The 26,945-nt window shown below is 57.8% G+C and carries 23 protein-coding genes and 1 pseudogene; 13 read left to right on the forward strand and 11 right to left on the reverse strand.

What is annotated here, in order from left to right; translation table 11 throughout:
- Nucleotides 1–42: 42 nt before the first annotated feature.
- The 8 genes from nirK to QE453_RS23520 all read left to right on the forward strand — a co-directional run bounded on the left by nirK (nt 43) and on the right by QE453_RS23520 (nt 7,475).
- Complete coding sequence (gene nirK / locus QE453_RS23485; RefSeq protein WP_003585379.1) at nt 43–1,185, forward strand: copper-containing nitrite reductase; 1,143 nt, start codon at nt 43–45, stop codon at nt 1,183–1,185.
- A 108-nt stretch (nt 1,186–1,293) separates the two neighbouring features.
- Nucleotides 1,294–2,211 carry a formylglycine-generating enzyme family protein gene (locus tag QE453_RS23490; RefSeq protein ID WP_309778315.1) on the forward strand — a complete coding sequence of 306 codons (918 nt, stop codon included), beginning with the start codon at nt 1,294–1,296 and terminating at the stop codon, nt 2,209–2,211.
- 147 nt (nt 2,212–2,358) lie between these two features.
- On the forward strand, nt 2,359–3,060 hold the full coding sequence (locus QE453_RS23495) for a Crp/Fnr family transcriptional regulator (RefSeq protein WP_003585377.1): 702 nt from the start codon (nt 2,359–2,361) through the stop codon (nt 3,058–3,060).
- A 136-nt stretch (nt 3,061–3,196) separates the two neighbouring features.
- Nucleotides 3,197–3,481 carry an AbrB/MazE/SpoVT family DNA-binding domain-containing protein gene (locus QE453_RS23500; RefSeq protein WP_309778317.1) on the forward strand — a complete coding sequence of 95 codons (285 nt, stop codon included), beginning with the start codon at nt 3,197–3,199 and terminating at the stop codon, nt 3,479–3,481.
- A 571-nt stretch (nt 3,482–4,052) separates the two neighbouring features.
- The gene (locus QE453_RS23505; protein WP_022557534.1) at nt 4,053–4,370 is read left to right on the forward strand and encodes a hypothetical protein; all 318 of its coding nucleotides are present in this window, start codon (nt 4,053–4,055) and stop codon (nt 4,368–4,370) included.
- Between the two features lie 16 nt (nt 4,371–4,386).
- Nucleotides 4,387–4,986, forward strand: a complete 600-nt coding sequence (locus QE453_RS23510) for a general stress protein (protein ID WP_034499533.1) — start codon at nt 4,387–4,389, stop codon at nt 4,984–4,986.
- A 1,113-nt stretch (nt 4,987–6,099) separates the two neighbouring features.
- A complete protein-coding gene (locus tag QE453_RS23515; RefSeq protein ID WP_022557531.1) occupies nt 6,100–6,615 on the forward strand; it encodes a YidB family protein in 516 nt (171 codons plus the stop codon).
- A 245-nt stretch (nt 6,616–6,860) separates the two neighbouring features.
- Nucleotides 6,861–7,475: a hypothetical protein gene (locus QE453_RS23520; RefSeq protein ID WP_022557530.1), complete on the forward strand. Its 615-nt coding sequence runs from the start codon at nt 6,861–6,863 to the stop codon at nt 7,473–7,475.
- 533 nt (nt 7,476–8,008) lie between these two features.
- Here QE453_RS23520 and QE453_RS23525 read toward each other — a convergent pair.
- From QE453_RS23525 to QE453_RS23545, 5 genes and pseudogenes are all read right to left on the reverse strand, one after another.
- The gene (locus tag QE453_RS23525; protein WP_309778319.1) at nt 8,009–8,740 is read right to left on the reverse strand and encodes a gamma-glutamylcyclotransferase; all 732 of its coding nucleotides are present in this window, start codon (nt 8,738–8,740) and stop codon (nt 8,009–8,011) included.
- 66 nt (nt 8,741–8,806) lie between these two features.
- A complete protein-coding gene (locus QE453_RS23530; protein WP_309778320.1) occupies nt 8,807–9,268 on the reverse strand; it encodes a RidA family protein in 462 nt (153 codons plus the stop codon).
- Nucleotides 9,269–9,366: 98 nt separating this feature from the next.
- Entirely contained in the window at nt 9,367–10,203 is an 837-nt protein-coding gene (locus QE453_RS23535; protein ID WP_404977904.1) for an alpha/beta fold hydrolase, read from the reverse strand.
- Between the two features lie 708 nt (nt 10,204–10,911).
- Nucleotides 10,912–12,579, reverse strand: a pseudogene (locus QE453_RS23540) (FAD-dependent oxidoreductase).
- Nucleotides 12,580–12,592: 13 nt separating this feature from the next.
- The gene (locus QE453_RS23545) at nt 12,593–12,895 is read right to left on the reverse strand and encodes a UBP-type zinc finger domain-containing protein (protein WP_309778323.1); all 303 of its coding nucleotides are present in this window, start codon (nt 12,893–12,895) and stop codon (nt 12,593–12,595) included.
- Between the two features lie 557 nt (nt 12,896–13,452).
- On the opposite strand from QE453_RS23545, the gene QE453_RS23550 reads away from it, so the two are divergent.
- The 3 genes from QE453_RS23550 (at nt 13,453) to QE453_RS23560 (ending at nt 17,194) form a co-directional block, all read left to right on the forward strand.
- Nucleotides 13,453–14,529 (forward strand): GSU2403 family nucleotidyltransferase fold protein, encoded by a 1,077-nt coding sequence (locus tag QE453_RS23550; protein WP_115063311.1) that lies wholly within the window; start codon nt 13,453–13,455, stop codon nt 14,527–14,529.
- A 522-nt stretch (nt 14,530–15,051) separates the two neighbouring features.
- A complete protein-coding gene (locus tag QE453_RS23555; protein ID WP_309778325.1) occupies nt 15,052–15,636 on the forward strand; it encodes a glutathione S-transferase C-terminal domain-containing protein in 585 nt (194 codons plus the stop codon).
- 646 nt (nt 15,637–16,282) lie between these two features.
- Nucleotides 16,283–17,194 carry an MBL fold metallo-hydrolase gene (locus QE453_RS23560; protein ID WP_309778326.1) on the forward strand — a complete coding sequence of 304 codons (912 nt, stop codon included), beginning with the start codon at nt 16,283–16,285 and terminating at the stop codon, nt 17,192–17,194.
- A 116-nt stretch (nt 17,195–17,310) separates the two neighbouring features.
- Here the strand turns inward: QE453_RS23560 and QE453_RS25300 are convergent, their stop codons facing one another.
- A complete protein-coding gene (locus QE453_RS25300) occupies nt 17,311–17,499 on the reverse strand; it encodes an alpha/beta hydrolase (protein WP_404977909.1) in 189 nt (62 codons plus the stop codon).
- 452 nt (nt 17,500–17,951) lie between these two features.
- On the opposite strand from QE453_RS25300, the gene QE453_RS23565 reads away from it, so the two are divergent.
- Both QE453_RS23565 and QE453_RS23570 read left to right on the forward strand, forming a co-directional pair.
- Complete coding sequence (locus tag QE453_RS23565; RefSeq protein ID WP_309778698.1) at nt 17,952–18,788, forward strand: alpha/beta hydrolase; 837 nt, start codon at nt 17,952–17,954, stop codon at nt 18,786–18,788.
- 367 nt (nt 18,789–19,155) lie between these two features.
- Nucleotides 19,156–20,004 (forward strand): AraC family transcriptional regulator, encoded by an 849-nt coding sequence (locus tag QE453_RS23570; RefSeq protein WP_309778328.1) that lies wholly within the window; start codon nt 19,156–19,158, stop codon nt 20,002–20,004.
- 96 nt (nt 20,005–20,100) lie between these two features.
- On the opposite strand, the gene QE453_RS23575 is transcribed toward QE453_RS23570, so the two are convergent.
- From QE453_RS23575 to QE453_RS23595, 5 genes are all read right to left on the reverse strand, one after another.
- Nucleotides 20,101–21,297: an IS256 family transposase gene (locus tag QE453_RS23575; RefSeq protein ID WP_037095158.1), complete on the reverse strand. Its 1,197-nt coding sequence runs from the start codon at nt 21,295–21,297 to the stop codon at nt 20,101–20,103.
- 48 nt (nt 21,298–21,345) lie between these two features.
- Complete coding sequence (locus tag QE453_RS23580) at nt 21,346–22,131, reverse strand: glucose 1-dehydrogenase (protein ID WP_309778330.1); 786 nt, start codon at nt 22,129–22,131, stop codon at nt 21,346–21,348.
- Between the two features lie 209 nt (nt 22,132–22,340).
- The gene (locus tag QE453_RS23585) at nt 22,341–23,255 is read right to left on the reverse strand and encodes an MBL fold metallo-hydrolase (RefSeq protein ID WP_034499512.1); all 915 of its coding nucleotides are present in this window, start codon (nt 23,253–23,255) and stop codon (nt 22,341–22,343) included.
- A gap of 226 nt (nt 23,256–23,481) precedes the next feature.
- Nucleotides 23,482–23,865, reverse strand: a complete 384-nt coding sequence (locus QE453_RS23590) for a response regulator (protein WP_309778333.1) — start codon at nt 23,863–23,865, stop codon at nt 23,482–23,484.
- 104 nt (nt 23,866–23,969) lie between these two features.
- A complete protein-coding gene (locus tag QE453_RS23595; protein WP_404977905.1) occupies nt 23,970–26,849 on the reverse strand; it encodes a PAS domain-containing protein in 2,880 nt (959 codons plus the stop codon).
- Nucleotides 26,850–26,945: the final 96 nt, after the last annotated feature.

Genomic DNA, 26,945 nt, shown 5'->3' on the forward strand with positions numbered 1-26,945 from the left:
GAGCGAAGCATGCTCTGCCCCAAGAGGGACAGGAGAAATATGATGACGGAAACCTTCCACATCACACGGCGTAATATTCTCGCAGGCGCGGCATTTGCAGGGGCTTTGGCTCCCGTCATCATGCCATCGACAGCGAGCGCGGCAGAGGAAAAAAAGGCTGCGGCCAAGCCATTGACGAAGGCGGAGATTGGAGTACTACCTCGCGTAAAAGTTGATCTCGTCAAGCCGCCCTTCGTGCATGCTCACACGCAGAAAGCCGAAGGCGGACCGAAGATCGTCGAGTTCACGCTCACGATCAAAGAGCAGAAGATGATCCTCGACGACAAGGGCACCGAGGTCCACGCCATGACCTTCAACGGTTCGGTTCCGGGGCCTCTGATGGTGGTGCACCAGGACGACTATGTCGAACTGACCCTCATCAACCCCGATACCAATGAGCTACAGCACAACATCGATTTCCACTCGGCCACCGGCGCGCTCGGCGGCGGCGGGCTCACCATCGTCAACCCCGGTGAAAAGGCGATCCTGCGCTTCAAGGCCACCAAGGCCGGCGTCTTCGTCTATCACTGCGCACCTCCCGGCATGGTGCCGTGGCACGTCACATCGGGTATGAATGGCGCGATCATGGTACTGCCGCGTGAGGGCCTGACGGATGGCCACGGCAAGGAGCTTGTTTATGACAAGATCTATTATGTCGGCGAGCAGGACTTCTACATCCCGCGCGACGAGAACGGCAATTTCAAAAAATATGAAAGCGCCGGCGACGCCATGGCCGACACGCTGGAGGTGATGCGCAAGCTGACACCGAGTCACATCGTCTTCAACGGTGCGGTTGGCGCGCTAACGGGAGAACACGCCCTTCAGGCCGCCGTGGGTGAAAAGGTGCTGATCGTGCATTCGCAGGCCAATCGCGATACCCGCCCGCACCTTATCGGCGGCCATGGCGATTATGTCTGGGCAACGGGTAAATTCCGCAACCCGCCGGATCTCGACCAGGAAACCTGGTTCATCCCCGGCGGAACAGCGGGCGCGGCCTTCTATACCTTCGAGCAGCCCGGCATCTACGCCTATGTCAATCACAACCTTATAGAAGCCTTCGAACTGGGCGCGGCCGCCCATTTCAAGGTGACGGGCGAGTGGAACAACAGCTTGATGCAGGCGGTGCTCGCCCCGTCGAGCATCTGACACAAACGGTAGCGCGCCCGTCGACAGCCGCGGGCGCGCTCAAGGTTCTGCTCTCCGCGCCTGAACGCAGGCCCGAATTTGGCGTCTTCTCGACGCAGGCAGGTTCCCATGGGCATTCCCCGCAACAGCCACTTCCCAAACGCCGTCTCGCTTCTTCTCCCGCTCTCGATTGCAACGCTTTTGGGAACGGCCATCGGTTTCCAGTCCGGGATCATCCGCAGCGGCAATGGTGACCGCGCGGCCATGATGGCTCCACAGGTCGTTACGGTGCCCGCAGGACATTTCACCTACCGGGCGCAGGGCGAATATTTCCGCAATGGCTATGCCGTCGATGGCCCGGTGGTCGACGTTGCGATGCGGCAAAATCTGACGATCATGAAATATCAGGTATCGAGCGGCGATTATGCGCGCTGCGTAGCGGAAGGCGGCTGTCAGCAGCCGGAACCCGGCTTTGCCGCTCCGATCGGCGGCGAGATACCGGCAACCGGAATCAGCCAGGATGACGCCCGCGCTTATGCGACGTGGCTGAGTGAGCGGACAGGCGAGGTCTGGCGCCTGCCGAGCGACGCTGAACTGGCTTTCGCCGCCGGGTCGCGTTTTCCGGATGAGATGCTGGGTGTCGGCGCGGACAGCGAAAACCCGGCCTTGCGTTGGCTGGCCGATTACGAGCGGCAGACCAGCCGTAAAGCCTCGGGCAACCCGGTTCCGCAATCCTATGGCAGCTTTGGCGAAAACGAATATGGCCTTGCCGATTTCGGGGGCAACGTCTGGGAATGGACATCGAGCTGCAGCCACCGCGTGACGCTCGGCAAGGATGGTGAGGCGATCGATAGCGTTGCCTCCTGCGGTATCCCGGTCGCGTCGGGAAAACACCGGGCGGCCATGAGCGCCTTCGTCAAAAACCCGAAGAGCGGAGGCTGCGCTGTCGGAGTACCGCCTGACAATCTCGGCTTCCGGCTGGTGAAGGATACGCGCTGGTATGCTCCGCTTGTCGAAAAGCTTCGGGCAGCCGGTCTGGCTACGTGATAGTCGTCGCTTAAAACATCCAGTTGATTTATATCATTTGTTCTTCTTCGCCCGATGGGTAGAGCTGTGTCGTGAGAATACAGAACGCTCGCATCATGTTTCTCCTGGCGGGGAGCGCGCGGTGCCAGTTAACCGGAGAGGGTGCAAGTGAAGATTGACCGAAGCGTCATCCGGTCGCTGGCCTTGTTTGCCAGGATGGCCGACGATGAGCTGGACGGACTGCTGACGCACGCCACATCTCGGCTGGTGCCGCCGGGCGAAGCCATCTTCGAGCAGGGCCAGCCAGCCAAGCATTTCTTCCTGCTCATTCATGGCCGCCTGAAGGTGACGCAGGTCACGCACGATGGCCAGCAAATCATCGTTCGTGTGGTGCATCCCGGTGATCTCTTCGGTTTCGCACGGGCGCTGCAGCGGTCCGATTATCCCGGTACCGCGACCACGGCCGCCGAAAGCGTGATCCTTTCCTGGCAGACGGACCTCTGGCCGCACTTCGTCGAGCAGAACCCCCACCTTGCCGTCTCCGCCATGCAGACCATTGGCCAACGTCTTGAGGAAGCCCATACGCGCATCCGCGAAATGTCGACGCAGGAGGTTGAGCGTCGGGTAGCGCACGCCGTACTGCGCCTTTCGCAACAGGCAGGGCGCAAGGAGGTGGACGGTATTCGAATCGACTTCCCTATCTCGCGGCAGGATATAGCGGAAATGACCGGCACCACGCTCCACACCGTTTCTCGCATCCTGTCCAGCTGGGAGAGCAAGGGCCTGGTACAGGGCGGCCGGCAGAAACTTCTCGTATGCGATCTCCCGGGCCTTGCTCAACTGGCGGACGGCGATACCAGTCAAGTCTAGGGCGAGCCTTGGCCTCGCTCATTGCGGCGGCCTGCTCTTGCGCGTTTCTTACGCTCTGTCGGTTACAGGCAGGTTGCTAGGTTAAGTCGCGGACATATGATTTTTATAGAAGCGGTAAAACTGAAGGGAGCGAACCATGCCCCATGTCACCCGCGTATTTCAGTCCGGTAACTCCCAGTGGATTCGCCTGCAGAAAGAATTGCGTGTCCACGTCGATCGTGTGGACATTACGCAAGAGGGCGATGCACTGATCTTGCGTCCCCATGTTGAGCGTGCCGAGGCCTGGAACTCTCTGGTAGCAGCGATGGCGCGCGGCGAGAGCGACGTTTTTATGAAAGACGGGCGCGACCAGCCAGGTCCGCAGCACCGGCCGAAGCTTGATGCTGTATTCCGTGATCTCGCATTTTCTCGACACGAATGAGGTCATCACATTTATTGGCCGCCGATCAGACGAGCTGGTGCATCCGGTTCGCCAGATCGATCGCTTCGTAGCCGGAACGATTGAGGCGAAGCGCAACAAGGGATGAGAGCGCCGCAAAATGTCCGCTGAAGACCAAAATCCGACGACTGTCGCGCAGGCCTGCGGAAACGCGCGAATATCCGCGTCGGACACAGCGTGGCGAACCTGTCGAAGAGCCGCGATCTCGCTGTCCAGGACCAGCGTCAGCAGGCCGCCGTCTTCGACCCACACCACCCGTGCAGCCATGCGCGCTAAGGACTTTCGAAATCCCCTCCCCATCCGTTAAATTCGACTGAAGGAAACTTCTGAATTCCGAGTCGCCTTTGAACCCAGGCGACGTTTCACCCTCACGGCCGACGATGGACGCCCCCCAGCGCGAGAGGAAACATCCTCGCCGTTGTCAATTGCCGCACCGACCGGATCTTGTAACGGCATGCCAAGAAGGCGCGTGTCGGCCGATGCTGGAACCAAAACAACATCAAAGGGTTAATCAGGCGGATCAATCTACGCGATCCGAGCTAGGGAGAAAACCATGAAAAACACTGTTCTCACCGCCGCCTTCATTTGTGTCTCGGCCCTTACAGCACATGCTCAAGGTGCGCCCGCGGCCAACAGCGACGGAAACACGCCGGCAATTGCGACCCCCGACACGAAAAACCCGACGGCCCCGGTGGAGGGCGCCAACAGTTTTACTGAGGACCAGGCAAAGGATCGGATCGAAAAAGCGGGTTATACGGGGTTGAAGGATCTTAAGAAAGACGACAGGGGCGTTTGGAATGCCACCGGCATGAAGGACGGCAAAACTGTTTCGATCGCTCTCGATTATCAGGGCAATGTTGTTGCCAAGTAACCTCTAGGAGGATGTTATGAGAACTGTTACCGGACTTTTTGACGATTACGCAGACGCAAGTTCCGCCGTCAGTGAACTCGAAGCTCAGGGCGTACCATCCAGCGATATCAGTATCGTTTCCAATAACGGCGATCGGCGGCACGAAGAGTCGAATGCCGCAGAAGGGGCCGGAACTGGTGCGGGGATCGGTGCGGTCGTCGGCGGCGCGGGCGGCCTGCTCACCGGCCTTGGCTTGATGGCCATTCCGGGCGTCGGTCCGGTCGTTGCAGCTGGCTGGCTTGCAGCGACTGCAGCGGGCGCGGCAGCCGGTGCGGTTGCAGGTGGGGCCGCTGGCGGGATTATTGGCGCACTGACGAGCTCCGGCGTCCCGGAACGAGATGCCCACTTCTACGCGGAAGGCGTCCGCCGGGGTGGCACCCTCGTCACCGCAAAGGTAGATGACGCCTTGGCGCCGGAGGCTGAAGCCATTCTCAAACGCTCGAATTGGGTCGATCCGACAGAACGTCGCGCCGCGTACGAGAAGCAAGGATGGACGCGTTTCGACGAAACGCTGTCGCCCTACGAGGCCGAACAGATCGAACAGGAACGGCTTCGCTATCGCGGCAATGGTATGTGAGAGTTTCAGGAGGGGCGCCACGGTGGCGCCCCTCTAGTGACGCCCGATACCACCTTTGATAAAGATCTCGTACACCAGAAAATTGCCGCAATTAATTCAACGGTCTGCGGCAGAGATTTCATTCCACCCGCTCTAATTAGTATGCAGAATTCGTAAGCGGAACAGCAGTCGGCCGTAAGTGCCACTTGCCCCTTCGTGATGTCTCTCGGCATGCAAACCTTGCAATTTCGCCCGGATCCCCTTTCGGTACCGTCCGTTCACGCAAGGAATATTGCAAACCAAGTTTTAATAATTACCGTCAATTATAATGTGGCGCGGCTTGTACAGCGTCCGCCCGCCCGCGTCGTAGACACTGACATTTTCCGAAACTTTTCATGATCGTCACCTTGTCTACAATATTTGCGGCCATGCTGATGACAGTGATTGCAGCGCAGACAAATTGGTTCGCAAGTTGGGACAGCGAAGTAACGCTCGCCCCTGGCACAATTAATAAACTCTAACTGCGATCGTGACATTGCGTCGCGCAGGTATACACAGATTCAGGTCGGATTTTTCGTCACTAACGTCCAATTCCGATGCTCGTTTCAATCCTCACCCTGCTTGTCATTTTCATGCCCATCTACCCGTTCTTCAAATGGGTTCATCATGACGCGCAAAATGCGGGCACATCCTCAAAATCGCACCAGGCCAGCCGCGGCCTGGAACGACACTAATTTCGCGCGGCCGCTCTCCTGTCGATGATGAAAAATTTCCCCGCGCCTGCATTTAAGATCCCGAAAGCCTCCGCTCGACCCGGGCATGGTGCAGGACTGCCGTCATTGCCGGACGATCCAAGTTAGGCGAAAATCTTATGGCGTCTCGACCTCGCCGAACGAAGTGAACGACATGAGCGGAAGGTAGCTTGCTCTTAGGGGCGCCACCCGCATGGCGCCGCTATCGGACATCCGTTTCTCTCCCTCCCAGCCCGTTCATTAGCGCGTTTATCAGAAGAAGCGGCTGCCAGTCTCCATCCATTGACCTCATGGAACCTCATTGCCGACGAGTCGTTTTGTTTTTGCGAGAGGGCCACGTCGCCATGTTTTCTCGGGGCCCAGGAAAACAAGGAGAAAAATCATGGTGAGCGGCCAACTGAAAGCATTGCTGGGTGTACTTGCGGTAGCAGGCTATCAGAATAGGGAGAAAATCGCGGAATTTCTGAGGGGGTTGAACGCGCAGCAGTCCGCCGAAGCCAACCGGGATGAAGGATCGGCCTCACCGCGGTCGGGCGGCGGCGACCTACTCGGCAAGCTCGGTGGCGGCAGGGACTCCGGCGGCATCGGATCCATTTTCGACGGGCTCACCTCAGGAGGGATTTTAAGCGGTGGTCTGAGCGACCTTCTCAAGACGTTCCAACAAAACGGCTTCGGGCAGAAGGCGGAATCCTGGATCAAGCCAGGGGCAAACGACGACATCAACGCCGACGAACTCTCAGAGGCGATCGGGCCGGAGGTCCTCGATGAATTGGCCGCGAAGACACGTCTGTCGCGTGAAGAGATATTGGCGCGTCTTAGCAAGGATCTACCGCAAGCTGTCGATGAACTGACGCCAGATGGGACCATTCCATCCGACCAGCAGGTTCCTAAGCCCTGATACAAATCGTTGCTGGACAGCACTGACACGCTGTGGGCTGCTTGATCTGTTGAGTAAATGCTGGCCGCGTGAGGTCGGCATACAAGATATTGCGGACGCTTTTCACTCTCTGGAGCAACAGGAAAATGGAGGCGGCAGGCCCGATTTCCGCTAATCAGGAAACATCGGTCAAAACGCCGCGGTTCTCACCGCCACCGTAAACCCTTCGCGGAACTTGCCTGCAACCAGGTGGCTGGGCGGGCGACATGGAGCCCAAAGGCGATGGACGGGTTTGGAGATTGGTGCCCGGCACCATTGCCCGGAAAATAAATGTGTTGCAAGGTGCCGCCGATGGATGGGGGTACAAATCCATGAAGCAACCGCATATGCAAGTTGCCCAGGTTCTGATGAAGGGCGCGGGCTTTTATTCATGGTGTCTCCGAGAAAACAGCCTGACTGCTGACAAGGCTTTTGCACAGATATATGAAATCGACGAAGGAGAACTCGCGCGCGGTGTTCCAGTTGAGTTTATTCTTGAACGTATCGTGGAGGAAGATCGGCCACGGCTGGCCGCTAGAATTCATGAAGTCATTCTGGGGGGTGAACCACTCGTCTCGCCGTATGCAATCGAGTGTCCCAGCGGACGTCGAAAATCTCTTCTGAGTATGGGCTCCTGCTCTCGAGACCTGGACAATCTTCCTTCAATCTATTCCGGGGTCGTACTCATTGAGCAGACCGCTGAGACGAAACTCGAGACGGGTCATCTGGAATCGCAAATAACATCCGCTATAAAAATCGCGAGGAATGCGGGGCTTGAGCTCACCGAACGATACCTTTTTTCGGCGCTGAGATCGATGTCGTCTTCGGAGCTTCAAACGTGAACGGAGGGCGCGTAATGAGCAGCTTCTGACACCAGCGAGGAGAACGTGAGCCGTACGGCAACCGGCCTTCTGACCTTTTCATGCGCTTCTGGCACTCGCCCACCGCGTCCGTCGGTAGTGCGCCAGTGGCGGTGCTTTCGCGGCAGAAACACAGATTTCTTTCTTTTCTCGGCTTCACTGTAACGACGCCGTTTGAAACCATTGGTGCGTGTAGGCGCCTTGACGAAAACCGAACTCTGGCCTGCAACGAAAGACGTCGTCGACAGCAGAACATGCTGACACGGCTTGCGGCCGACAGTCTTTATTTAATCAGGGCGTATTTCATTTAATCAAGCAACAGGCGTAAAAACGCGCGCTTAATTTACCCGCCGGCATTAATTGCTGACGTGATCAAAGTGACATAGGCGGGCGGTCCCTTGTTGATGCCTTTCACGGACTGGCCGTTGGTTTTATTTTTGACCTTCTACTATCTACTATCCAGCTCCACAGTATCGCCTGCTCAAAACGCTTCAAGAAACGGGCGGCATATATGGTCATGCGGGATGAGCATGTCGCGGAAGAGCTTGAAGCCTTTCCGCGACAAGTTTTTGCAACTGCCAGAGATTTCGATCGAAAATGTTGCGCTCCGAGAGATCAAGAACCGTGCGATGCAAATATTCCGCGCAGGACCCTGCCGGTCCACACGCTTGGGCGATCAGCGCGGCGGCCTCATTGAGAGGTACCTTGTATGTCAGCGGCGACTGCTTCGGGCTTGCCCAGAACGTTAGTACGCGACGGGCGCCCGCCGGCGTCTTGACCGTGACCCAACGTACCATGTCAGACACCTCAGCATACCGGATTTCGCGCGCAAGAAGGTTCCGGAGATCTCGTTTCTTTGTTGCACATGGAAGCTTGAGAACCACGCCGGAACAGCTTCCCCCTGGCTGAAGGGCGAGCATCAGACCCGGCGCGTCCGAGGTGGCACGAAGCCGTTCGATTCTTAGCGAGAACGCACGATGCCAACCGTGGACGACGGCGTTTTCCATGCCCGCCACTTCAAATCCGGGGTTCCACATCAGTGAGCCATAGGCGAATATCCAGATTTCCTCTTCACCAGCTTGCTTCTCTGCCCGCTGGACAAGTTCGTCGAGTTGTTCGGGCGAAATTGGTGTCCAGTCTGGCTCCGGGCCTTCTTCTTCGACGACTCTGAACGCCTTGGCAACGAGTTCCGAGGTCAGATGCAAGCTTGCTGACGATCGTGTTTTGACGGAAGACGTTCTCGGCATTCGAAAAACCTGTCCTAAGATGTTCGCCGCCGAATTCACCGGTGGCGTCTGGAGCGGCGGCTGCCTTTATGACGCGGGCGGGACGTCGACAGCCGCGCGGAACGTGATCTCCACGATCTGTTCAGGGAAGGCCAGCGCGCCCACTCCGATCAGGTTGCTTGCTACCGGCGGCGTATCTGTACCGTACATCTCCTTGCGGACCTTGGCTCCGGCTGCGAACGCGCTCGGGATGTCGAGAACAAAAAGTGTCTCTTCCACAACGTCATTGAGAGAGGCGCCGAATTCGGCGAGCAGTTTCCCGGCATTAAGGTAAGTCTGACGGATCTGGTCTTCCATCTGCGTGAAGTCGACTGGCCGGCCTCCGGCGTCAAGGGTGGCGGGCGCCACGAGCTTTCCATCGCCATCGTGGCTGAGCTGTCCCGAGATATAGATCGTGTCCTTGATCTGGACGGCCTGCGCGTATCCGAAAGCCTGCTCCCAGGCCACGCCGTGGTTTACGATTTTCCTAAGAGATTTGGTGGTCGACATGATTAGTTCCAATCGTGAAGTGGCGCTTTCCGCGCGTATTGATATCTGAATTTGGGAGACCGCGGGTATGGGGAAACGGCAAGTTGCCGCGATGTCGTTTAGGACCGGATGAAGGCCAGGAGATCGGCGTTCAGCACATCGGCATTGACGGTGAGCATGCCATGTGAGAAGCCGGGATAGGTCTTCAGCGTGCCGTTTTTCAGCAGCTTCACCGACTTGTGAGCGGAGTCGGCGATCGGAACGATCTGGTCGTCTTCACCGTGCAGAACAAGCGTCGGAACGCTGATATTCTTCAGGTCATCGGTCTGGTCGGTTTCCGAGAAGGCCTTGATGCCGTCGTAATGGGCCTTTGCACCACCCATCATTCCCTGACGCCACCAGTTCTGGATCACGCCTTCATGCACGGTAGCGCCATCGCGGCTGAAACCGTAGAACGGGCCGGCCGGCACGTCGCGGAAGAACTGCGCACGGTTTGCGGCAAGGGCTGAGCGGAAGCCGTCGAAAACCTCCATCGGCAGGCCTTCCGGATTGGCTTCGGTCTTCAGCATCAGCGGCGGCACGGCGGAAACAAGAACAGCCTTGGCGACACGGCCGGCGGGTTCGCCATGCTTGGCGACATAACGCGCAACTTCGCCGCCGCCGGTGGAATGGCCGATATGGACGGCATTCTTCAGATCGAGCGCTTCAACGACCGCAAAGGCGTCGGCGGCGTAGTGGTCCATGTCGTGACCATCGGCAACCTGGGCGGAACGGCCATGACCACGGCGGTCATGGGCGACAACACGAAAGCCCTTGGAAACGAAGAACAGCATCTGCGCGTCCCAATCATCGGACGAGAGCGGCCAGCCATGGTGGAAAACGATCGGCTGGGCATCCTTTGGGCCCCAGTCCTTATAGAAGATTTCGGTTCCGTCCCTGGTTGTTACTGTGCTCATGCTCTTGGTTCCTTCGGTGGCGGTAGTGGCGGAATCACTATTGGCCGCGAAGCCGAAAACGGGAGACATCGCTGTAACGGCAACGGCCGTACCTGCGGTCAGCAACACGTTCCGGCGTGTGATAGATGTGATATTCGTGGTCATCTCGCGTCCTACGATTTCGTTCTGAAAACTTCAGCCGACGCTGTGTTCGTCTGACAGACGCGATATTGACGTGAGAGCCGCCCATCAACAATTGATTGAATAGTGTCGAGTTTATTTCACAATTTGCAACAATGCTCGCAAACCTGAATGCGCAGTCTCATTCGCATTGAGGAATATGATATCGGGGCTGCGGAATTTGGGTAATGCGCTTACCTCTGCCGATGGCCCCGGGAACAGGCAGATGCGAAGTCTCTTCGTCGCCGTTTTACGGGAGCACGATATATCCTTTATCAAGCTTGGAGGCTCAACAAAAAATGGCCGGTTGCACCACCGCGATCAGAAAATGGCTGGAGTTTGCCTGGGTCCACGGACAGACCGGGCGAAGCGAAAGGCAGGTTTTGTCCGCACACAGAATTGAGAACCTCTTGAATATGGCCGGAGAGGACACCGCGCGATGCAAGCGTGTTGTCGCGGCGGCCCACGGATCAACGACAAGGGAGGAAACGAAGCAACCGTCTGACGTCATCAGTCTTCAGTGTGCCGGACGGATTGATCCGGGTTAATTCAACCGGGCTGCCGCCCAAGGCACTCATGAATCTGAGAGACTACGGCAGCACCCTCGCCCACGGCGGCGGCGACACGCTTGGTGGACCCTGCCCTGACGTCACCAATCGCAAACACGTTTTGAACACTCGTCTCAAGTGGAAGAACGGATGTGCGCACAGAAGAAGCTCTCCCCGTCAGAATGAATCCTTTGTCGTCGACGTCCACACCGGAGCGTAACCATGACGTGTTCGGATCAGCGCCAATGAACAGGAAAAGATGCCGGACCCTGAAGGTTCGCTCACCACCGGATTGACGGTGTCGCATCACGGCCCCGCTCAGACCAGTCGAGCGGTCTCCCTCGAGGGCAACAATCTCGCTGTCGACATGGATTTCGACATTGGACAGCGCCCCGATACGGTCAATAAGATAGCTGGACATCGTATCTTTGAGGGGTCTTCGGACAACAACATGGAGCTGCCGGACCTTGGGAGCAAGGAAGACAATCGCCTGCCCCGCCGAGTTCCCCCCTCCGACGAGTACGACCTCTTCACCTTCGCATAGTTTTGCCTCGATAGGAGACGCCCAATAGGAGACACCCTACCCTTCGAATTCGGCGAGATTTGCCAACTGCGGGCGGCGATAACGCGCCCCGCACGCGATCACCACGGTTCGCGCATCGACGCCCCGTTCGCCATCGAGAACCAGCCGCAATATTGAACCGGTTCCCCATGATGATTGGACAACCCGCAGCTCATTAACGGGGATGGGGAAAGCAACCTCGACCCCGAATTTTATCGCCTGGTTGAAGGCACGCGTCGCAAGATCTTGCCCGGAAATCCCCGCAGGGAAGCCAAGGTAGTTTTCGATCCGTGCGGACGCTCCCGCCTGGCCGCCTGCGGATCGTTCGTCAAGCGCCAGGACACTCAAACCTTCGGAGGCCGCGTAGACGGCGGCCGCCAGGCCGGCCGGGCCGGCGCCGATGATCGCAACGTCATAAACGGCACCGGAAACGATCTCCTGTGCGACGCCCAGACAAACTGCGGCCTCGTTGTCTGTCGGATTCTTCAGAATGGCTCCGCCGGGGCACACCATCATCGGCAGTTCTTCTCTCAAGATGCCCAGTCGATGGACAAGATCGCGGCCTTGTCCGTCGGTTTCAGCGTCAAGCGCGACATACGGATATCCGCTTCGCGCCAGAAAGCCTTGAAGGCGGATAAAGTCGGCACTGCCCGGTTGACCTATCAGTACAGAACCGGCACCGCCCTGATCTATCAGGGCGACGCGCCGAAGTATAAAGGCCCGCATCACGATCTCTCCGATATCGGCCGTCCCGACGATCAGAGCTCTAAGGTGCGGGGCGTCGAATGAAACGGCCATGCACCCTTCCGCACCGGCACGCCCACTCGCAAGGGATGGCCTGCCCGATAGCTGGCTGACCTCTCCGGAAAATTGCCCCGTTGTATGGCGGGTTACAGGAACATCGGAGGACAGGCCGTCTTGGCGCAGAACCTCAATCGATCCCTCGAGCACCACCCACGCGGGTGCGTGCTTCTCCCCGACATTGAAAATCATCTCTCCGGGCAGAAAGTACCTCGGTTCGTCATTAGCGAAACGTCTTGCCGCCGCGATCTGTTGCGGATCGAGTGCCGGAAACATCTGGTGTTCACGTGAGCCTGCGACGGTCATACCTGTTCCAATCTCAGTAATAGCGGGGAATCGGGCCGCGTTGGGGCGTCTGGTCCGGCAGATCCACGAATACCTCGTCGATATAGCACCAGCCCCAGCCTTCAGGAGGATCGTAACCTTCTATGATGGGGTGCCCGGTCTGATGAAAGTGCAAGGTCGCATGCTTGCCGACCGACTGATCACAGCAGCCTACGTGGCCGCATTGACGGCAGATCCGCAAGTGGAACCACTCCATGTTCTCCTTTAGGCACTCCTCGCAACCGAGTGTCCTCGGAGTGACGGACCGGACTGTGACATTGTGGTTGCATCCGCTCATGCTCGCTCTACATCATCATACCAATGAGAGTATCCCAGTTGTTGAGAACTCTTTTCTCGTCCTTCAACGCCCTGCGACGGGATCCGGGTTAAACGCAAAGCTGCGCGATCCAATCGATCGCTCATTGGGCCAGCCGTTGCTCATCGATGAAGAAGTTATGCCCCGCTGAGCGGGAGTGCGATACCAGACTATGGTGTAGGTGGCCGATGGTCTGATCAGCGTACCGGAGCGAAAGGCGCTCTCCATCGGCATCCACGGGGCCGGTCCCGTTGTCGCAATCTTTCCTCATCGACAGCCAATATTCACGACCTTGCAAATACGCCCGCGCCAAAGCCGCCACCCCGGCGGCAAGGAGTTCGCGCTCTAAGCCGGACTGGCATTGTCTCCTCTCAGATCAAACCGCGCAATGTTGCTGGAAAAGCGTACGACTGTTCGTCTTGAGGGTAGCGCTGGCGTTATAAGTTTCTGGCAAACACTTATAACCTTGACACGCGTCCGCGTCGTTATAAGTTTTTGGCAAATCCTTATAACTGCATTTCCGGGCACGAGAGGAAACAATGCTGAGAGAGATTGATATCAGCTACCGCACAATGTTTGCGGAGTTGACCCAACGAACGCTCGACGCCCAATTTGTGGCGGACTTTCCCTTAGAGGGATGGTTCGTGACTGTAACCGTCAAAGATCGCGACTACTGGTATTTCGACCTCCCCACTCCTGAAGGCAAGGACAAACGAAGATATGTCGGCCCGCACTCCGACGAGGCGATTACAGCACGGGTGAAGGCCCACAAGGAGATCAAGGACAACATTCGGGAGCGCAGACGCATGGTCAGCACTCTGCGTCGTTCCGGCCTGCCCGGACCAGACCCATTTGCGGGCGCTGTCACGCGGGCCTTGGCCGATGCTGGATTGTTCCGGTTGCGCGCTGTTCTTATCGGGTCGGTGGCATTCAGCACCTATGCCGGGATGCTCGGCGTTCGCCTGCCATCGGCGGTTATGCAGACAGGCGACGCTGATTTCGCGCAGGACTTCGCCATTTCGGCCGAGGTAAAAGACAGCCTGCCGCCGATCCTGGAGGTTCTTCAGTCAGTCGATCCCGATTTTCGAGCAGTGCCGCACCAGGCGGACCGGGCCAAAATCGTAGCCTTCCAGAATGCCAGGGGCTACCGCGTTGAGTTCCTGACTGGAAATCGGGGATCGGAGGAATACACAGGTAAGCCGTCGCCTATGCCTGCACTCGGTGGCGCTTCGGCGGAAAACCTGCGATTCCTTGATTACCTGATCTACGAGCCCGTCCGCACGGTGCTTCTCTTCCGCGAAGGCGTAAACGTACTTGTCCCAGCCCCGGAGAGGTACGCTGTCCACAAGCTGATCATATCGTCTCGAAGGCGATCGGACGCTCTTGGACGCCTGAAGGCAGACAAAGACCTCTCACAGGCCGCTTTGCTCTTCCAAGCCTTGGTTGAGACGCGCCATAATGACGAACTGGCCGATGCATGGGAGGAAGCGTGGGATAGGGGAGATGCCTGGAAAGAGGGCATGGTCAACGGACTTCTGAGGTTACCCAAGAACGGGGTGAAAGCCCTCGAAAATGCCCTCGGACCCGAGACGTTAGAAATTGCGCTGCAAAGGTAGTGTATCGACAAACCGGGAGATGGTCGTGTCGATATTTTTCTATGACGGGCCGAACCGCCCGGTTGGAGTTGACTTTCGGGGTGTCGTGACTGAAGCACCGCATGATCGCTTCGGGAGCCATTGGTTTTCGTCGTCGCCGCAGCAATATTCCCTGCAGTGCCGTTCTGATCTTCCCTGTGCGCGTGTCAGCGGCATCATTCATCGCGAAACAACAAGCCTTCCTTATCGTCCGAGGAAAAGGTTCACGTCAGAATGCCGGCGCGATCGGCGGGATGAAGCGAGTCCCTTTAAGCGTCTTGCCCCACCGGGATCTAGCCCGCTTGGTTTGCCGTAGACGATCGCGGGAAGCACGCACTGCGCAGCGTAACCATCTCCCTGCCCTGTCGTACATACACCAGGACTACATCACTCTAACCTTCGGGCTAATTACCAGACCGTGGCGGGCACAATAGTCTCCGAGGTGCAGGAGCGGCCAAACCAGTTTGAGAGTCGCTCCTTTTAATATCGAAGCGGAGTGTTCGCTTGAAACTATACTACTACCCCGGGGCATGCAGCCTTTCAGACCATATAGCTCTCCGAGAAGCGGGTGCCGATTTCCAGATCGAGCGCGTTGATCTTCAAACCAAAATGACGTCGTCTGGTGAAAACTTCAGGCAGATCAACGCGAAAGGGTACGTACCAGCGCTGGTCTTGGACAGCGGAGACGTTATCAGCGAGAATGTCGCAATTCTCGACTGGGTCGCCGCAATGTATCCAAGCCTGGGCGTTGGCGGACCGCTTGGAAGAACACGGCTGCTCGAGACCCTCGCATTCATCTCATCGGAGTTGCATCAGGGCTTCGAATCCCTCTGGTCTCATCGAGGTGCCGAGGAGGTTGAGCGTGCCGAGGCATCGTTGCGACCGAGGTTCGGTTTCCTGTCGCGGAACTTCAAAGGCGAGTTTCTTTTTGGAGACAATCCCACTGTCGCGGACTTCTATCTGTTTGTGATGCTGTTGTGGGCAGAACGTTATTCGCTCGATGTGGAGACGCATCTCGTCGAGTATCGGGACATGCTAAAGAGGCGTCCCAACGTTGGTGCAGCTATGGCTGCAGAGGGCCTCATCTGACAAAACTGCTGGCGCGAAACCCATCAGCGCCAGTTAGTGCCAAGGACAATCCGCAGTGCCAGCGCACCAGCGACGTTTCTGCCGGACCCGCAACCGGCGTTCTTCCGCCTTCAGACCCGATGGTAGCCGTCTGATGTCGACCTGTGGTTCAGCAGCAGGAACGGGCAGTCGCGCACAGAGTGCCGCGGTGTATGCGGTTTTCAATGTCCTCAATAGCTGTCGGTGGCGGCCCGACATGTCTCTGGCGGGGAAGCCGTGACAAACCAGACCATCCGCCGCGAGAGGTTGTGATACGGCGGGTTGGCGGACGAATGCCCTAAGTGCGCGGACGCGATAACTTCCAACGCAGGCCGACGGGCCGGGCATCGCATTCTACTGAACTGCAATTTGCGTGGGCACCAAAGGCCGATCCCCTCCCGCTGGCTGTATAACAGGGGACGTCAGAAGCACAGTAACCACGGTTTTTCTCCTTGAAAAATGCCGGACAGCATCACCAAGCTTGAAACCGAGTAGCGCTTTGGTGGTAGGCAACGATACCCATGTCGAGCTCACACGCTCCTTTGGGGAAGACTAAAATGACGGCGGCTTGCAGAGTCCAGAACGCGACGCAAGCCTTCCATTTATCTTCCCGTTACCGGAGCAAAGAATGAATTCCATACTCAACAAGAACCTTAGGACCGCGCGAGACGAGATAGTCCCGTCCCGGTATGTTGTTAACGTTGGCGACATCGAGGTGATCATCATAAGCGACGGCATTCTGACGCCGCCTGCAGAGTCCATGGCCACGAACGCGGACCCAAAAACCCGTAATGCCTGGCTTGATGAGCGCTTTCTCGATCACGACGCTTTCGACTGGGCCTTGAACGCCGTTGTCGTCCGTAGCGGCGATCAGACAATACTCATCGATAGCGGTTTAGGCGAAGAGTACCCCAGCTTTCCTCGGGCAGGCCAGTTTGTTGCGCGACTTGAAGCGGCGGGCGTCGATCTGGCATCGGTGACCGATGTGGTGCTGACGCACATGCACTTCGATCACGTTGGCGGCCTTCTCGTACAAGGTGTGAGGGATCGCCTTGCACGAGACGTTCGCGTTCATCTGTCCGCGGCGGAAGCCGCGTTTTGGACGAACCCTGACTTTTCGCGCACTGCGATGCCGCCGGATCTTGCGGAGCTTGCGCGCAGTGCCTCAAGAGAATTTCTTTCGGTCTACGCAGATAACCTGATGACCTTCGAACACGAGACAATGATCGCGCCTGGTGTCGTGGCCACGAAAACCGGCGGCCACACTCCGGGCCACAGCGTGGTGCGTATCTCTTCGAATGGCGAAAAACTAATGTTTGGAGGAGACGCATTGTTCCCTGTCTCCTTTGACCATCCTGAATGGCATAATGGATTTGAGCATGACCCCGAGGAGGCTACAAATGTCCGCCTTCGGCTTATGGCGGAACTGGCCGGAACGGGGTCCTGGCTTGTGTCGACACACTTGCCATTTCCATCCCTGGGACGGGTCGCACCTTCTGAAAAGCTGTATCGTTGGGTGCCGGCGCCCTGGGACTACTGATCAACAGCTGTCATAACGATTCCCTGCCGTCCTGCCGCATCGCAGGGCGGCGTTTTTTTTGAATGCACGGTCGACCGCTTGTGAGCGCGCGCCTGCTTTCACACCCCGCGGGATATCTACAAGAAGCAAGTTAAGAGCCATCGGCCCGCTAAGGCGTCGCCGGTGAGTTCTGATTCCAGCTCTTGCTGTAGTGCACATGCGAGCGACCCGTATGAATGGCTATACGCGTTTAGCCGAACGTCAGGCAGGAAACCTGCCCTGTTCCTTTGCCTAAAGATTGTCATTGATACCGCGCCACGCGGCATCCCGCCTTGACTGATGATGAAGGTCCACCAATTCGTCAAAAGCCGAGTCGTCAACCGGTCCTACCCGAATCTTGGGCAATTTTGCCAAGCTCCCTTACAGCCGTGGAACGAAACCTGGGCAGCGAGGGCCGTAGGCGATCGGATGCTGGAGTGTTTTCGCTGCAAATTCCGCAATCAAGCAACACACACAGCAATCCGGCAAGGTCGCGTCATTCTTGTCTCGCCTAAAAACGTCTCCGTAAACAGCCTCACAAATGGAGATGGCCATGCATGACACCCTTCGCACCACTCGAACACCCTGCCACGACGCTCTTGTTGCGCCTCCAGTACCTTTTCGTCGTAACTTGCTGCTGCTGGGCCTGTCCGCGCCGCTGGTTGCAACCGCGCCGGCCCCGGCAATTGCAAAGACAGTTGACGTTGCAGCCGCCGCAATCGAAGGCAGAAATCGTCAAATGAATTATGTGACCACAGCCGATGGCGTCGAGATTTTTTATAAGGACTGGGGTCCCAGGGGCGGTCAGCCGCTGGTCTTCCACCACGGGTGGCCGCTTTCCGCTGACGATTGGGATGCGCAGATGCTGTTCTTCCTCGGCAAGGGATATCGTGTGATTGCACATGACCGGCGTGGCCACGGACGATCGAGCCAAACCGGCGCCGGCCACGACATGGACCATTACGCTGCGGACGTCGCCGCGCTCGCAATGCATCTCGATCTTCGCAACGCGATCCACATCGGTCACTCCACTGGCGGCGGCGAAGCCGCCCATTACGTCGCCAGACATGGGCAGCCTCAGGGTCGGGTGGCGAAGTTGGCTCTCATCGGTGCTGTACCGCCGATAATGGTCAAGACGAGCAATAACCCCGGAGGCCTTCCGATAGAGGCTTTTGACGACCTTCGTGCCCAGCTTGCCGCCAATCGGTCCCAGTTCTACTTTGATCTGTCGAGTGGCCCGTTTTATGGATTCAACAGAGACGGCGTTAAACCCGTTGATGCTATCATCCAAAACTGGTGGCGGCAGGGGATGATGGGCGCCGCGAATGCGCACTACCTCGGCATCAAGGCATTTTCGGAAACCGACTTCACGCAGGATCTGAAAACAATCACTGTCCCGACAATTATTATGCATGGAGGCGACGACCAGATCGTTCCTCTCGCCAATTCCGCTCCGCTGTCCGCCAAACTGCTGAAGCGCTCTACCCTGAGGGTTTACGAAGGTCTGCCCCATGGAATGTGCACAACGCACTCGCAACTGATTAACACGGACCTCCTCGCTTTTGTCAAAAGCTGAACTGTCGGGAGGCGGTGCGCGATCTGGCGCCGCCTCCCCGCGCCAGACAGTCATCTCAATGGATATCACTGTTCATATAGCAAACGCCAATTCTGACACCATTGGACATGGGACACCTCGTGCAATGGGGGAAGCTCTCTTCGTATCCGGATAGCCTCGCTCCACGATCGCCGAGATGAACCTAGGCTGTTGGATGATACCTCATCGGCGCGCTGTCCCGTATCGTTCTTTCTCGTTCTCGACATGGAGCCGATAGAAGGACGCGCACGTGGTTCGCCTAAGGACAAATTTCCGTCAATCAGAGACTGGTGAGGCGACGAGCAGTTACGCCGGCCAATCTGTGTCGGGAGTTCCAGCGGACAAGGAAATGGAGCGAGTGCTGCGAACCCCGCCGATTGAATCCCTTAATATTCATGACCCTTTCGAGACCCGTTTAGCCCGCTGGAAACATCAACCGTTTCACGATGTCGTAAAGCCGATGTCCGACCATGTCGTAATGACCTATCTCGGCGCGATGCAACGCCTCGAACGCGTCTCCGGGAGAGACCACCGCTCCGCCATGGGGCGTAGAGGCACCATCACCGTCATACCCGCTGGCTCCAGTTCCCGTTGGGACATCCATGGTCCGATGGATATCGTCCAGCTCTATATGGCACCCCAACTGCTCGATCACATCGCGCAGGAGTGTCCGGGATCTACTCGCCAGCTGATCGAGATCACGGCCCGACCCGACGCGTTCCTGGCGGCGCTCCTGGAAAAATCGCTTGGATCGCCGGACAATCCCTCCTTCCTGGAGGCGCTTTATCGCCAGCAGATCACGTCACTGATCGCGGTTCATCTTCTAAAGGGTCCCGATCATGCGGCCGAAGATCCGGGGAGAGCCTCGGGCGGCCTTGCTCCGCACGTGTTGCGAACAGTCCTTGAACGGCTGGCATCTGACGACGAACTCGACTTCTCACTCGGGGCGCTCGCCGCCGAAGCGAACCTGTCGCGGTTCCATTTTTGCCGGGCATTCAAGAAAAGTACGGGGGTGAGCCCGCATGAGTGGCTGCGGGAGAGGCGGCTGGAGCAAGCGATGGGAATGCTTCGAGACCCGCGCGTGCTGATAACAGACGTTGCGGGACAACTGGGCTATGCGACGCTGACCGCATTCAGCGTCGCATTTAAACGTCACACGGGACTAACGCCGAGCGAATGGCGAAATGCAATTCTTTGAGCCAGTCCGGCTCATACGAGCGTCATGCCTCGATCGTGTCCCGGGGAGTGGTGTAGCTTAGACGACCACGGCTCATCCCAGAGGGGCGGATGAGTGTCAGCTTGCGGCTGGCAGGCTGATGAGCGGATCATCGCTCATTGTGGCGATGGTCTCAAGTGTCATGTAGCGGGATCGCTGAACAGCCCACTCGTCGTTTTGCTCGAGGAGCAAAGCGCCGACGAGCCTGACGATGGCGTCGTCGTTCGGAAAGATACCGACGACTTCGGTGCGCCGCTTGATCTCGCCGTTGAGACGTTCGATCGGGTTTGTTGAATGAAGCTTTGCCCAGTGCTGCTTGGGAAAGGTCATGTAGGCGAGCACATCCTGCTCGGCACTATCCATCAGGGTAGCGAGTTTCGGCACTTTCGGCCTGATCTGGTCGGCGACATTACGCCATTGGGTGCTTGCAGCCTCCGGAGTATCCTGGGCAAACGCCGTGGCGATGAAGGCAGAGACGACACGCCGTCCGCTCTTCCCGGCATGGGCAAGCGCATTGCGCATAAAGTGGACCCGGCACCTCTGCCATGTGGCGGACAGCACCTTCGACACCGCTGCCTTGATGCCCTCATGCGCATCGGAGACAGCAAGCTTCACGCCGCGCAGGCCTCGCCTGGTCAGCTTGCGCAGGAACTCAGTCCAGATCGCTTCTGCTTCTGAAGTGCCGATCTCCATGCCGAGCACCTCGCGTCGACCGTCGGTGTTGACGCCGACAGCGATGATGACAGCGACAGAGACGATGCGTCCGCCGCGACGAACCTTCAGATAGGTGGCATCGATCCAGAGGTATGGCCACTCGCCCTCGATAGGACGGTCGAGGAAGGCCTTCACCTTCTCGTCGATCTCCTCGCAGAGCCGCGATACCTGGCTCTTGGAGATGCCGCTCATGCCCATGGCCTTGACGAGATCATCTACGGATCGGGTCGAAACGCCTTGGATGTAAGCCTCCTGAATGACCGCCGTCAGAGCCTTCTCCGCCATCCGGCGCGGCTCCAGGAAACTCGGGAAGTAGCTGCCTGTGCGAAGCTTGGGAATGCGCAGCTCGACGGTCCCTGCTCGTGTCTCCCAGTCTCGATCGCGGTAGCCGTTGCGCTGGGCAAGTCGAAAGCCGTTCTTCTCGCCATATCCCGCGCCAGTCTTCGCCCCGACTTCCAGTGCCATCAACTTCTCGGCAGCAAAGCCGATCATATCCCGGAGCAAATCGGCGTCGGCACTCTTCTCAACGAGTGAGCGCAGGTTCATCATATCGTCGGTCATCGGTGGTGTCCTTCAGGTTGGATCTAAGCAACCCGACCCTACCGGAAATCACCGATGGCTATGAAATCCAGCTACACCACGCGCTGGGACACGATCCATGCCTCCGTCAACGTGAAGTTCGATGCCGTTGACGAAGCTTCCCGCGTCCGATGCAAGAAAAAGAGCCGCACGCGCTAGTTCTTCCGGTCGCCCCATGCGACCGGCAGGAATAAGAGACGCCATCTGCTCCTCGAAAGCCGGGAGCAGGGTTTCGGGAACGCCCAACTTTTCCAAGATTGCTGTCTCCACGGGCCCAGGGCTCAGGATATTGACCCGGATCCTCCTCGGTTTCAGCTCGATTGCCCAGTTCCGCGCAAATGCTGCGACAGCCGCCTTGGAGCCGGCATAGACCGTGTGATCGGGCAGCACCTTGGTCGCGGCAAGGGAGCTGGTCACGATGATGCTTCCACCATCCCGTATCAATGGCGACATGGCCTGTACTCCGAAAAACACCCCTCGCGTGTTGATGGCAAAATGCCGGTCATAGTCCTCCGGCGTCACGTCAGCTGACGTCGTCAGATTGATGATACCGGCATTGGCCATGTAGACATCCAACCGGCCAAATTTTCCGGCGACGAAGTGGGCAAGTCTCCTGTGATGGTCGAGATCAGCACTGTCAGCGACGAAGCCCACCGCACCGTGGCCGATTTCATCAACTGCCTGTTCTACCACGTCCGCTCGCCGTCCCGTGATAATCACCTCGGCGCCTTCCTCCGCGAAGAGTTGAGCGGTCGCCCTGCCGATCCCGCTATTACCGCCGGTTATTACAACGACTTTGCCACTCAGATGCTGCATGTCTCTGTTTCCCATTAAACAGAAGTGAGTTCACCGGCGGCGAAAGGCGCGCGCCGGATGGCGGCAGCGGGAGCAACTTCCCGCTCCCGCGGCCCGTCGGTCGGTCAGTGACACCGCTCGGTGGCTGAGCGACTGGCTGAACAGCAAAAGGCCGCACGCGACGGCGCCCAGGTCGATCGCATGCGGCCCTCTCATTCCGGTTTGTTTGGTCAGTAATCCCAGAAAACCGGGACCCAGCGGAACGCGTCGCCGTCTGTCGCCACTCGTCCGACCGAAGGAAATGGAAGATGCGTGGCGACCAGCTGCTCGCCACTGTCGGCTAACTCCCTCAGGAGTTTGAGCCGAACGCGCGCAGCCTCCTCCGGATCGTGCTCGAAACCGTTGTACCAGTCGGGATGATCAAAGCCGACGGCGAAAATCGCGTCACCCGCAAAGGTCAACCGGTCACCTCCCGACGAAACACGCACCACACTGTGTCCCGGCGTGTGTCCGCCCGTGCGGTGAATTACGACACCTGGCGCGACCTCATATTCGTCGACGAAAGTCTGGATGAATCCCCGATACTCCGAGGCGAACTTCTTCGCTGTCGCACGGAGCGCGTCAGGGAAACCCTGGGGCATGTTCACGTGCGTGAAATCGGGATTTTCCCAGAAGCTGAGTTCAGCAGCAGCGAGATGGATGCGCAGGTCCGGCCGGAGCCGTTCTTTAACACCTTCGACGAGAAGGCCGCCGACATGATCCATATGCATATGCGTGATAACGACGTCGGTGACGGATCGAAGGTCCACTCCCGCCGCTTCGAGCCGTCTGATCACCTGTCCTGCTCTTGGCAGGTTAAGATCGGGGTCGAGCCCAAGACCTGCATCGATCAGTATTGTTTGCTCACCGTGACGAACAAGGACGACGTTCAGCGACCAGTCGAAAGCGTCTGGTGGCAGAAACATCTCGTCCAGCCAGGCGGCGCGCTCGGAAGCATCGGCATTGTGACCGAGCATCTTCGTCGGAAGCGGAAGAACGCCATCGCTGATAACCAGGACTTCAATTTCACCGATTTGAACGGCATAGCGCGACGGAACCAGTTCTTCTGTTCCAACTTTCGCGCGTAAAGCGGTACTTGCGTTCATGCTTGTCTCCTGTTTGGTTGGAATAAGCGGAATTTTGCGGCAGTCAGCTGTTGTGGCCGGAACCCCTGTTTCGGAACAGGAAACGTATGGACACGAGACTGCGCGCCCAGTTTATGAGGCTGTCAGGGGGCGGTCGACTGGACGGTCTATGAGGTCAGCCTAGCCTTTTGCGTATTGCACCGCGCGATCCGCGTAGGACACCGCACTTAATTGCAGGCCATGCCATCTATGAACGGATCGAGCGGTCCCGTTTCGCAAGAGCTTGCCGGATTGCCTCCAGCAACGCATTTCCGTCGAACGGCTTTCGCAGAACAGGCCTCTCGGGCCCGAATGATTTCCGATAGAGTTTCTCGTGTCGCCCGCTGATCATAAATACCGGAATATGAGGGTAGTTGCCCTCCACACATGCCTGCAACTCGAAACCGTCCATATCTTGCAGCCCAATGTCGGTTATCAGGACGTCTATGTCTGCCATTCCTTCGGCCAAAAGTGCTGCGCCCGACGAAAAGGTTCTTGGGATGAACTCAGCGGATTCGAGCAGTTCCTGAAGGGATTCCAGGACCTGGGGATCATCGTCGACAACTGCAATCACTGCCGCGCCTGGGTTCATTCTCTCCTCCATAGACCGCGGCACTCCCGTATTCGCTATCTTTCGATCTTTTAGCCAACGTCCCTTGCCCGGGTAACGTTCGCTTGCACGCCTTACCGCCACGACTAACCGAGGTCGATCTGTGCAGCAGGCAAGCTGAAAATGAAGTTCGCGCCGTGCGGTTCATTTCTTTCAGCCCATAGCTGGCCGCCATGCGCTTCCACAATCGAGCGGGATATTGAAAGGCCCATACCCATTCCCTGATCTTTTGTTGTGAAAAAGGGTTCAAAGATTTTGGCCGGAAACTGAACGCCCCGGCCCCGATCGATGACGGAAACCCGCACCTCGTCACCCGTTCCGTAGACCTTGACCGTCACAGTTTTCCTCGTCGAGACGGGCGCCATTGCGTCCATCGCGTTGCGGACGAGATTCATGACGACCTGCTGTATCTGGACGCGGTCGAAGGGCTTGAGCATCAAACCGATCTCGAGATCAAGCTCGATGCGAATACCCCGTCGTGCGGCTTCGACCGAAACAAGATCGCGCATCTCGAACACAATTTCGTCGAGAGAAGTGCAGTCGCGCGTGTTTCTGTCCTGCTTAAACAGGGCACGAATACGGCTGACGACGTCGGCGGCCGCGTTAGCGCTGTGAATAATGCGATCAACCGCTTTTTTTGCGCGGTCGATGTTCGGAGGGTTCATCGTCATCCAGCGCTGGCACGCATTTGAGTAATTCATTACGGCCGCAAGTGGCTGGTTAACCTCATGTGCTATGGATGCAGAGAGTTCAGCGAGACTGGCCGCCTGGCTGGCGCGTGCCAGACTGTCCTGCGCCATGCGAAGGTTTTCCTGGGCGCGAACCTCTCCGTCGATATCGAGACAGATGACATTCCACTGAACAATTTCTCCCGTTTCGGTCCGCATCGGAGCGGCGCGGGTTTCTACCCAGCGATACTCACCATCGTGGCGGCGCAATCGATGCCGGCGGGCATAGGGCTCGCCTGTCAACAGGCAATGGCGGTATTGCTCTTTAACCCCTGCCACATCGTCGGGATGGACACCTGCGTCAAGCGTACCGTCCAGACGGGATTTTCCGCTGCCATCCAGCGCATCCAGATTATATCCAAGGAACTCCCTGAGTTGCTGGCTGCGGTAGAGCGGCTCTCCGTCCGGCGCCGCGCAGTCAATCATCGCCGGTAATGTTTCCACCAATTGCCACAAGAAGCGTTCACGCTCGCGCAGCGCCTCCTGGGCCTTCATCTCCTCTTCAATGTCGATCGACGCGATATACCATTGAAGGACAGTCCCCTCTTTGTCCTTCAACGGCTGTGCGCGAGCCTCGATCCAGCGGTAGGATCCATCCCTGAGAATCCGGCGAAATCGATTTGTGAAGGGCTCGCCCGTTGCAAACCCATGCTTGGCCCTGTCAAACATCGCGAGGAAGTCCTCGGGATGGACGACCTCCAGAGCAAGGGCGTCAAAGTCCTTAACGTGAGAAGATGGCGTCCCCGCCTGGTTCAGGTATCTCTGACTGGCATAGGTCATTTGTCCGGTCGGGGAGAAGCTCAATACGTTGAATGGCACCGCTTCGAGCATTTGCTCCAGCTGCTGTTTGCTTTGATGGAGAGCCGCCTCCGACCGGACCTGATCTTCGATATCCTGCGAAAGCCCATACCACTGGATGATCTCGCCGTCGTCGTCGCGCAGGGGTTCGGCTCGCCCCAGGACCCAACGGTAATTGCCGTCGGCCCCGCGCAGACGGTACTTCAGTGAGAACGGCTCGCCCGTTTCAATCGAGTGTTGCAACGCACCTGCAAACGAGTCCTTGTCGTCTTGATGAACCAGAGCGTCGATAAAGGCCGCCAGGCCCTTTTTATCTGCGGTGTCGTAATCACCAACCTGCACGCCAAGGAAATCGACAACTCTTTTGCTGAAGAATACGGGGTCACCTCGCGCACTGAGCCGCCACAGGTAACTCGGCACCAGATCAACCAGCTGTGAAAAATCCCGCTCCCTGCTCCTTAGTGCATCAAGACTTTCCTCGAGTGTACGCGAAGCGCGTTTTTGCTGCATTGAAACGACTGCAACCACGACGGTCGAAAAAGAAGAAACTGCCAGAAACAGCTGCAAGACGAACTGTCGATGCTCTTCTGCAAAATGACTGGCAAAGGCCGGATCGGCTGCCGGCGCCGCAGACAGGGCAGCGAGCGCAACAAGTACAGCAACGGCCATCGCCGCACCTTGCAACGCAAATCGCAGCGCTGCCCAGAGTAACAACGGCACAACGATGAAGGCGAATGGCAGATAACCCTTCACGAGAAATGCTGTCAGGCCGAACAGGACCAGTCCAAGCGCGCCCGCCTCACAAAAACGTCGGGTCGAGATGCCGCCGTCCGCCTGCCAGCTCTGAAATACCGCTATCACGAGCGGCGCGGCCGTAAGCACGCCTGTCGCATTGCCGAGCCACCGGAACGCCCACGCGGTAGCGAAGGATTGCGGCGGGATGCCAAGCCGGGCAAGGGCGAAACTCCCGACCGTTGCACTGATAACCGGTGCCAATCCTCCGCCGAGGAAGAGCAGGGCCAGGACGCCTTTCAACGTGTCAAACCGGGGGGCAGGTCCGAGAACGCGCTTGACAACCAGTGCTCCGGCCACCGCCGTCAGCGCATTGCCGAAATATATCAGCAGGGCTGCGGAGGACGGGCTGCGAAACCAAAGAATGTTCGCTGCCAGTTCAGCGCCCAATCCGGTTGCGATCCACCATAACCACGTGCACCTCTGGGTAAAGAGAAGGGTTACAATAAAAAGGCCTCCCGGCGGCCAGACTGAAATTCCCGTGCCCTGTACGGTTGCAAGCAGGTGGGCTAAGCCACAGCCAGCGAGATAGGAAAGAAAGAAAAATCCAAGATAACGCGCGTCGGGCGGTCGAACCGGAACAGACTGCAACCGGTCGCTCAGCCCGCGAAGGCCCGCTGCATCAAATAAGTGCCTACCGATATTCAAGACCAACGCTCCGTTTCGCCCGAACATCTCCGTCCGAACCCAGGACCGGACGTGCGTTCAACACCTGACGCCCAATAATAACTGGAAAAATCAGGC

It is taken from the genome of Agrobacterium sp. SORGH_AS_0440, from assembly GCF_031453135.1.
GTDB classification, from domain to species: domain Bacteria; phylum Pseudomonadota; class Alphaproteobacteria; order Rhizobiales; family Rhizobiaceae; genus Agrobacterium; species Agrobacterium pusense.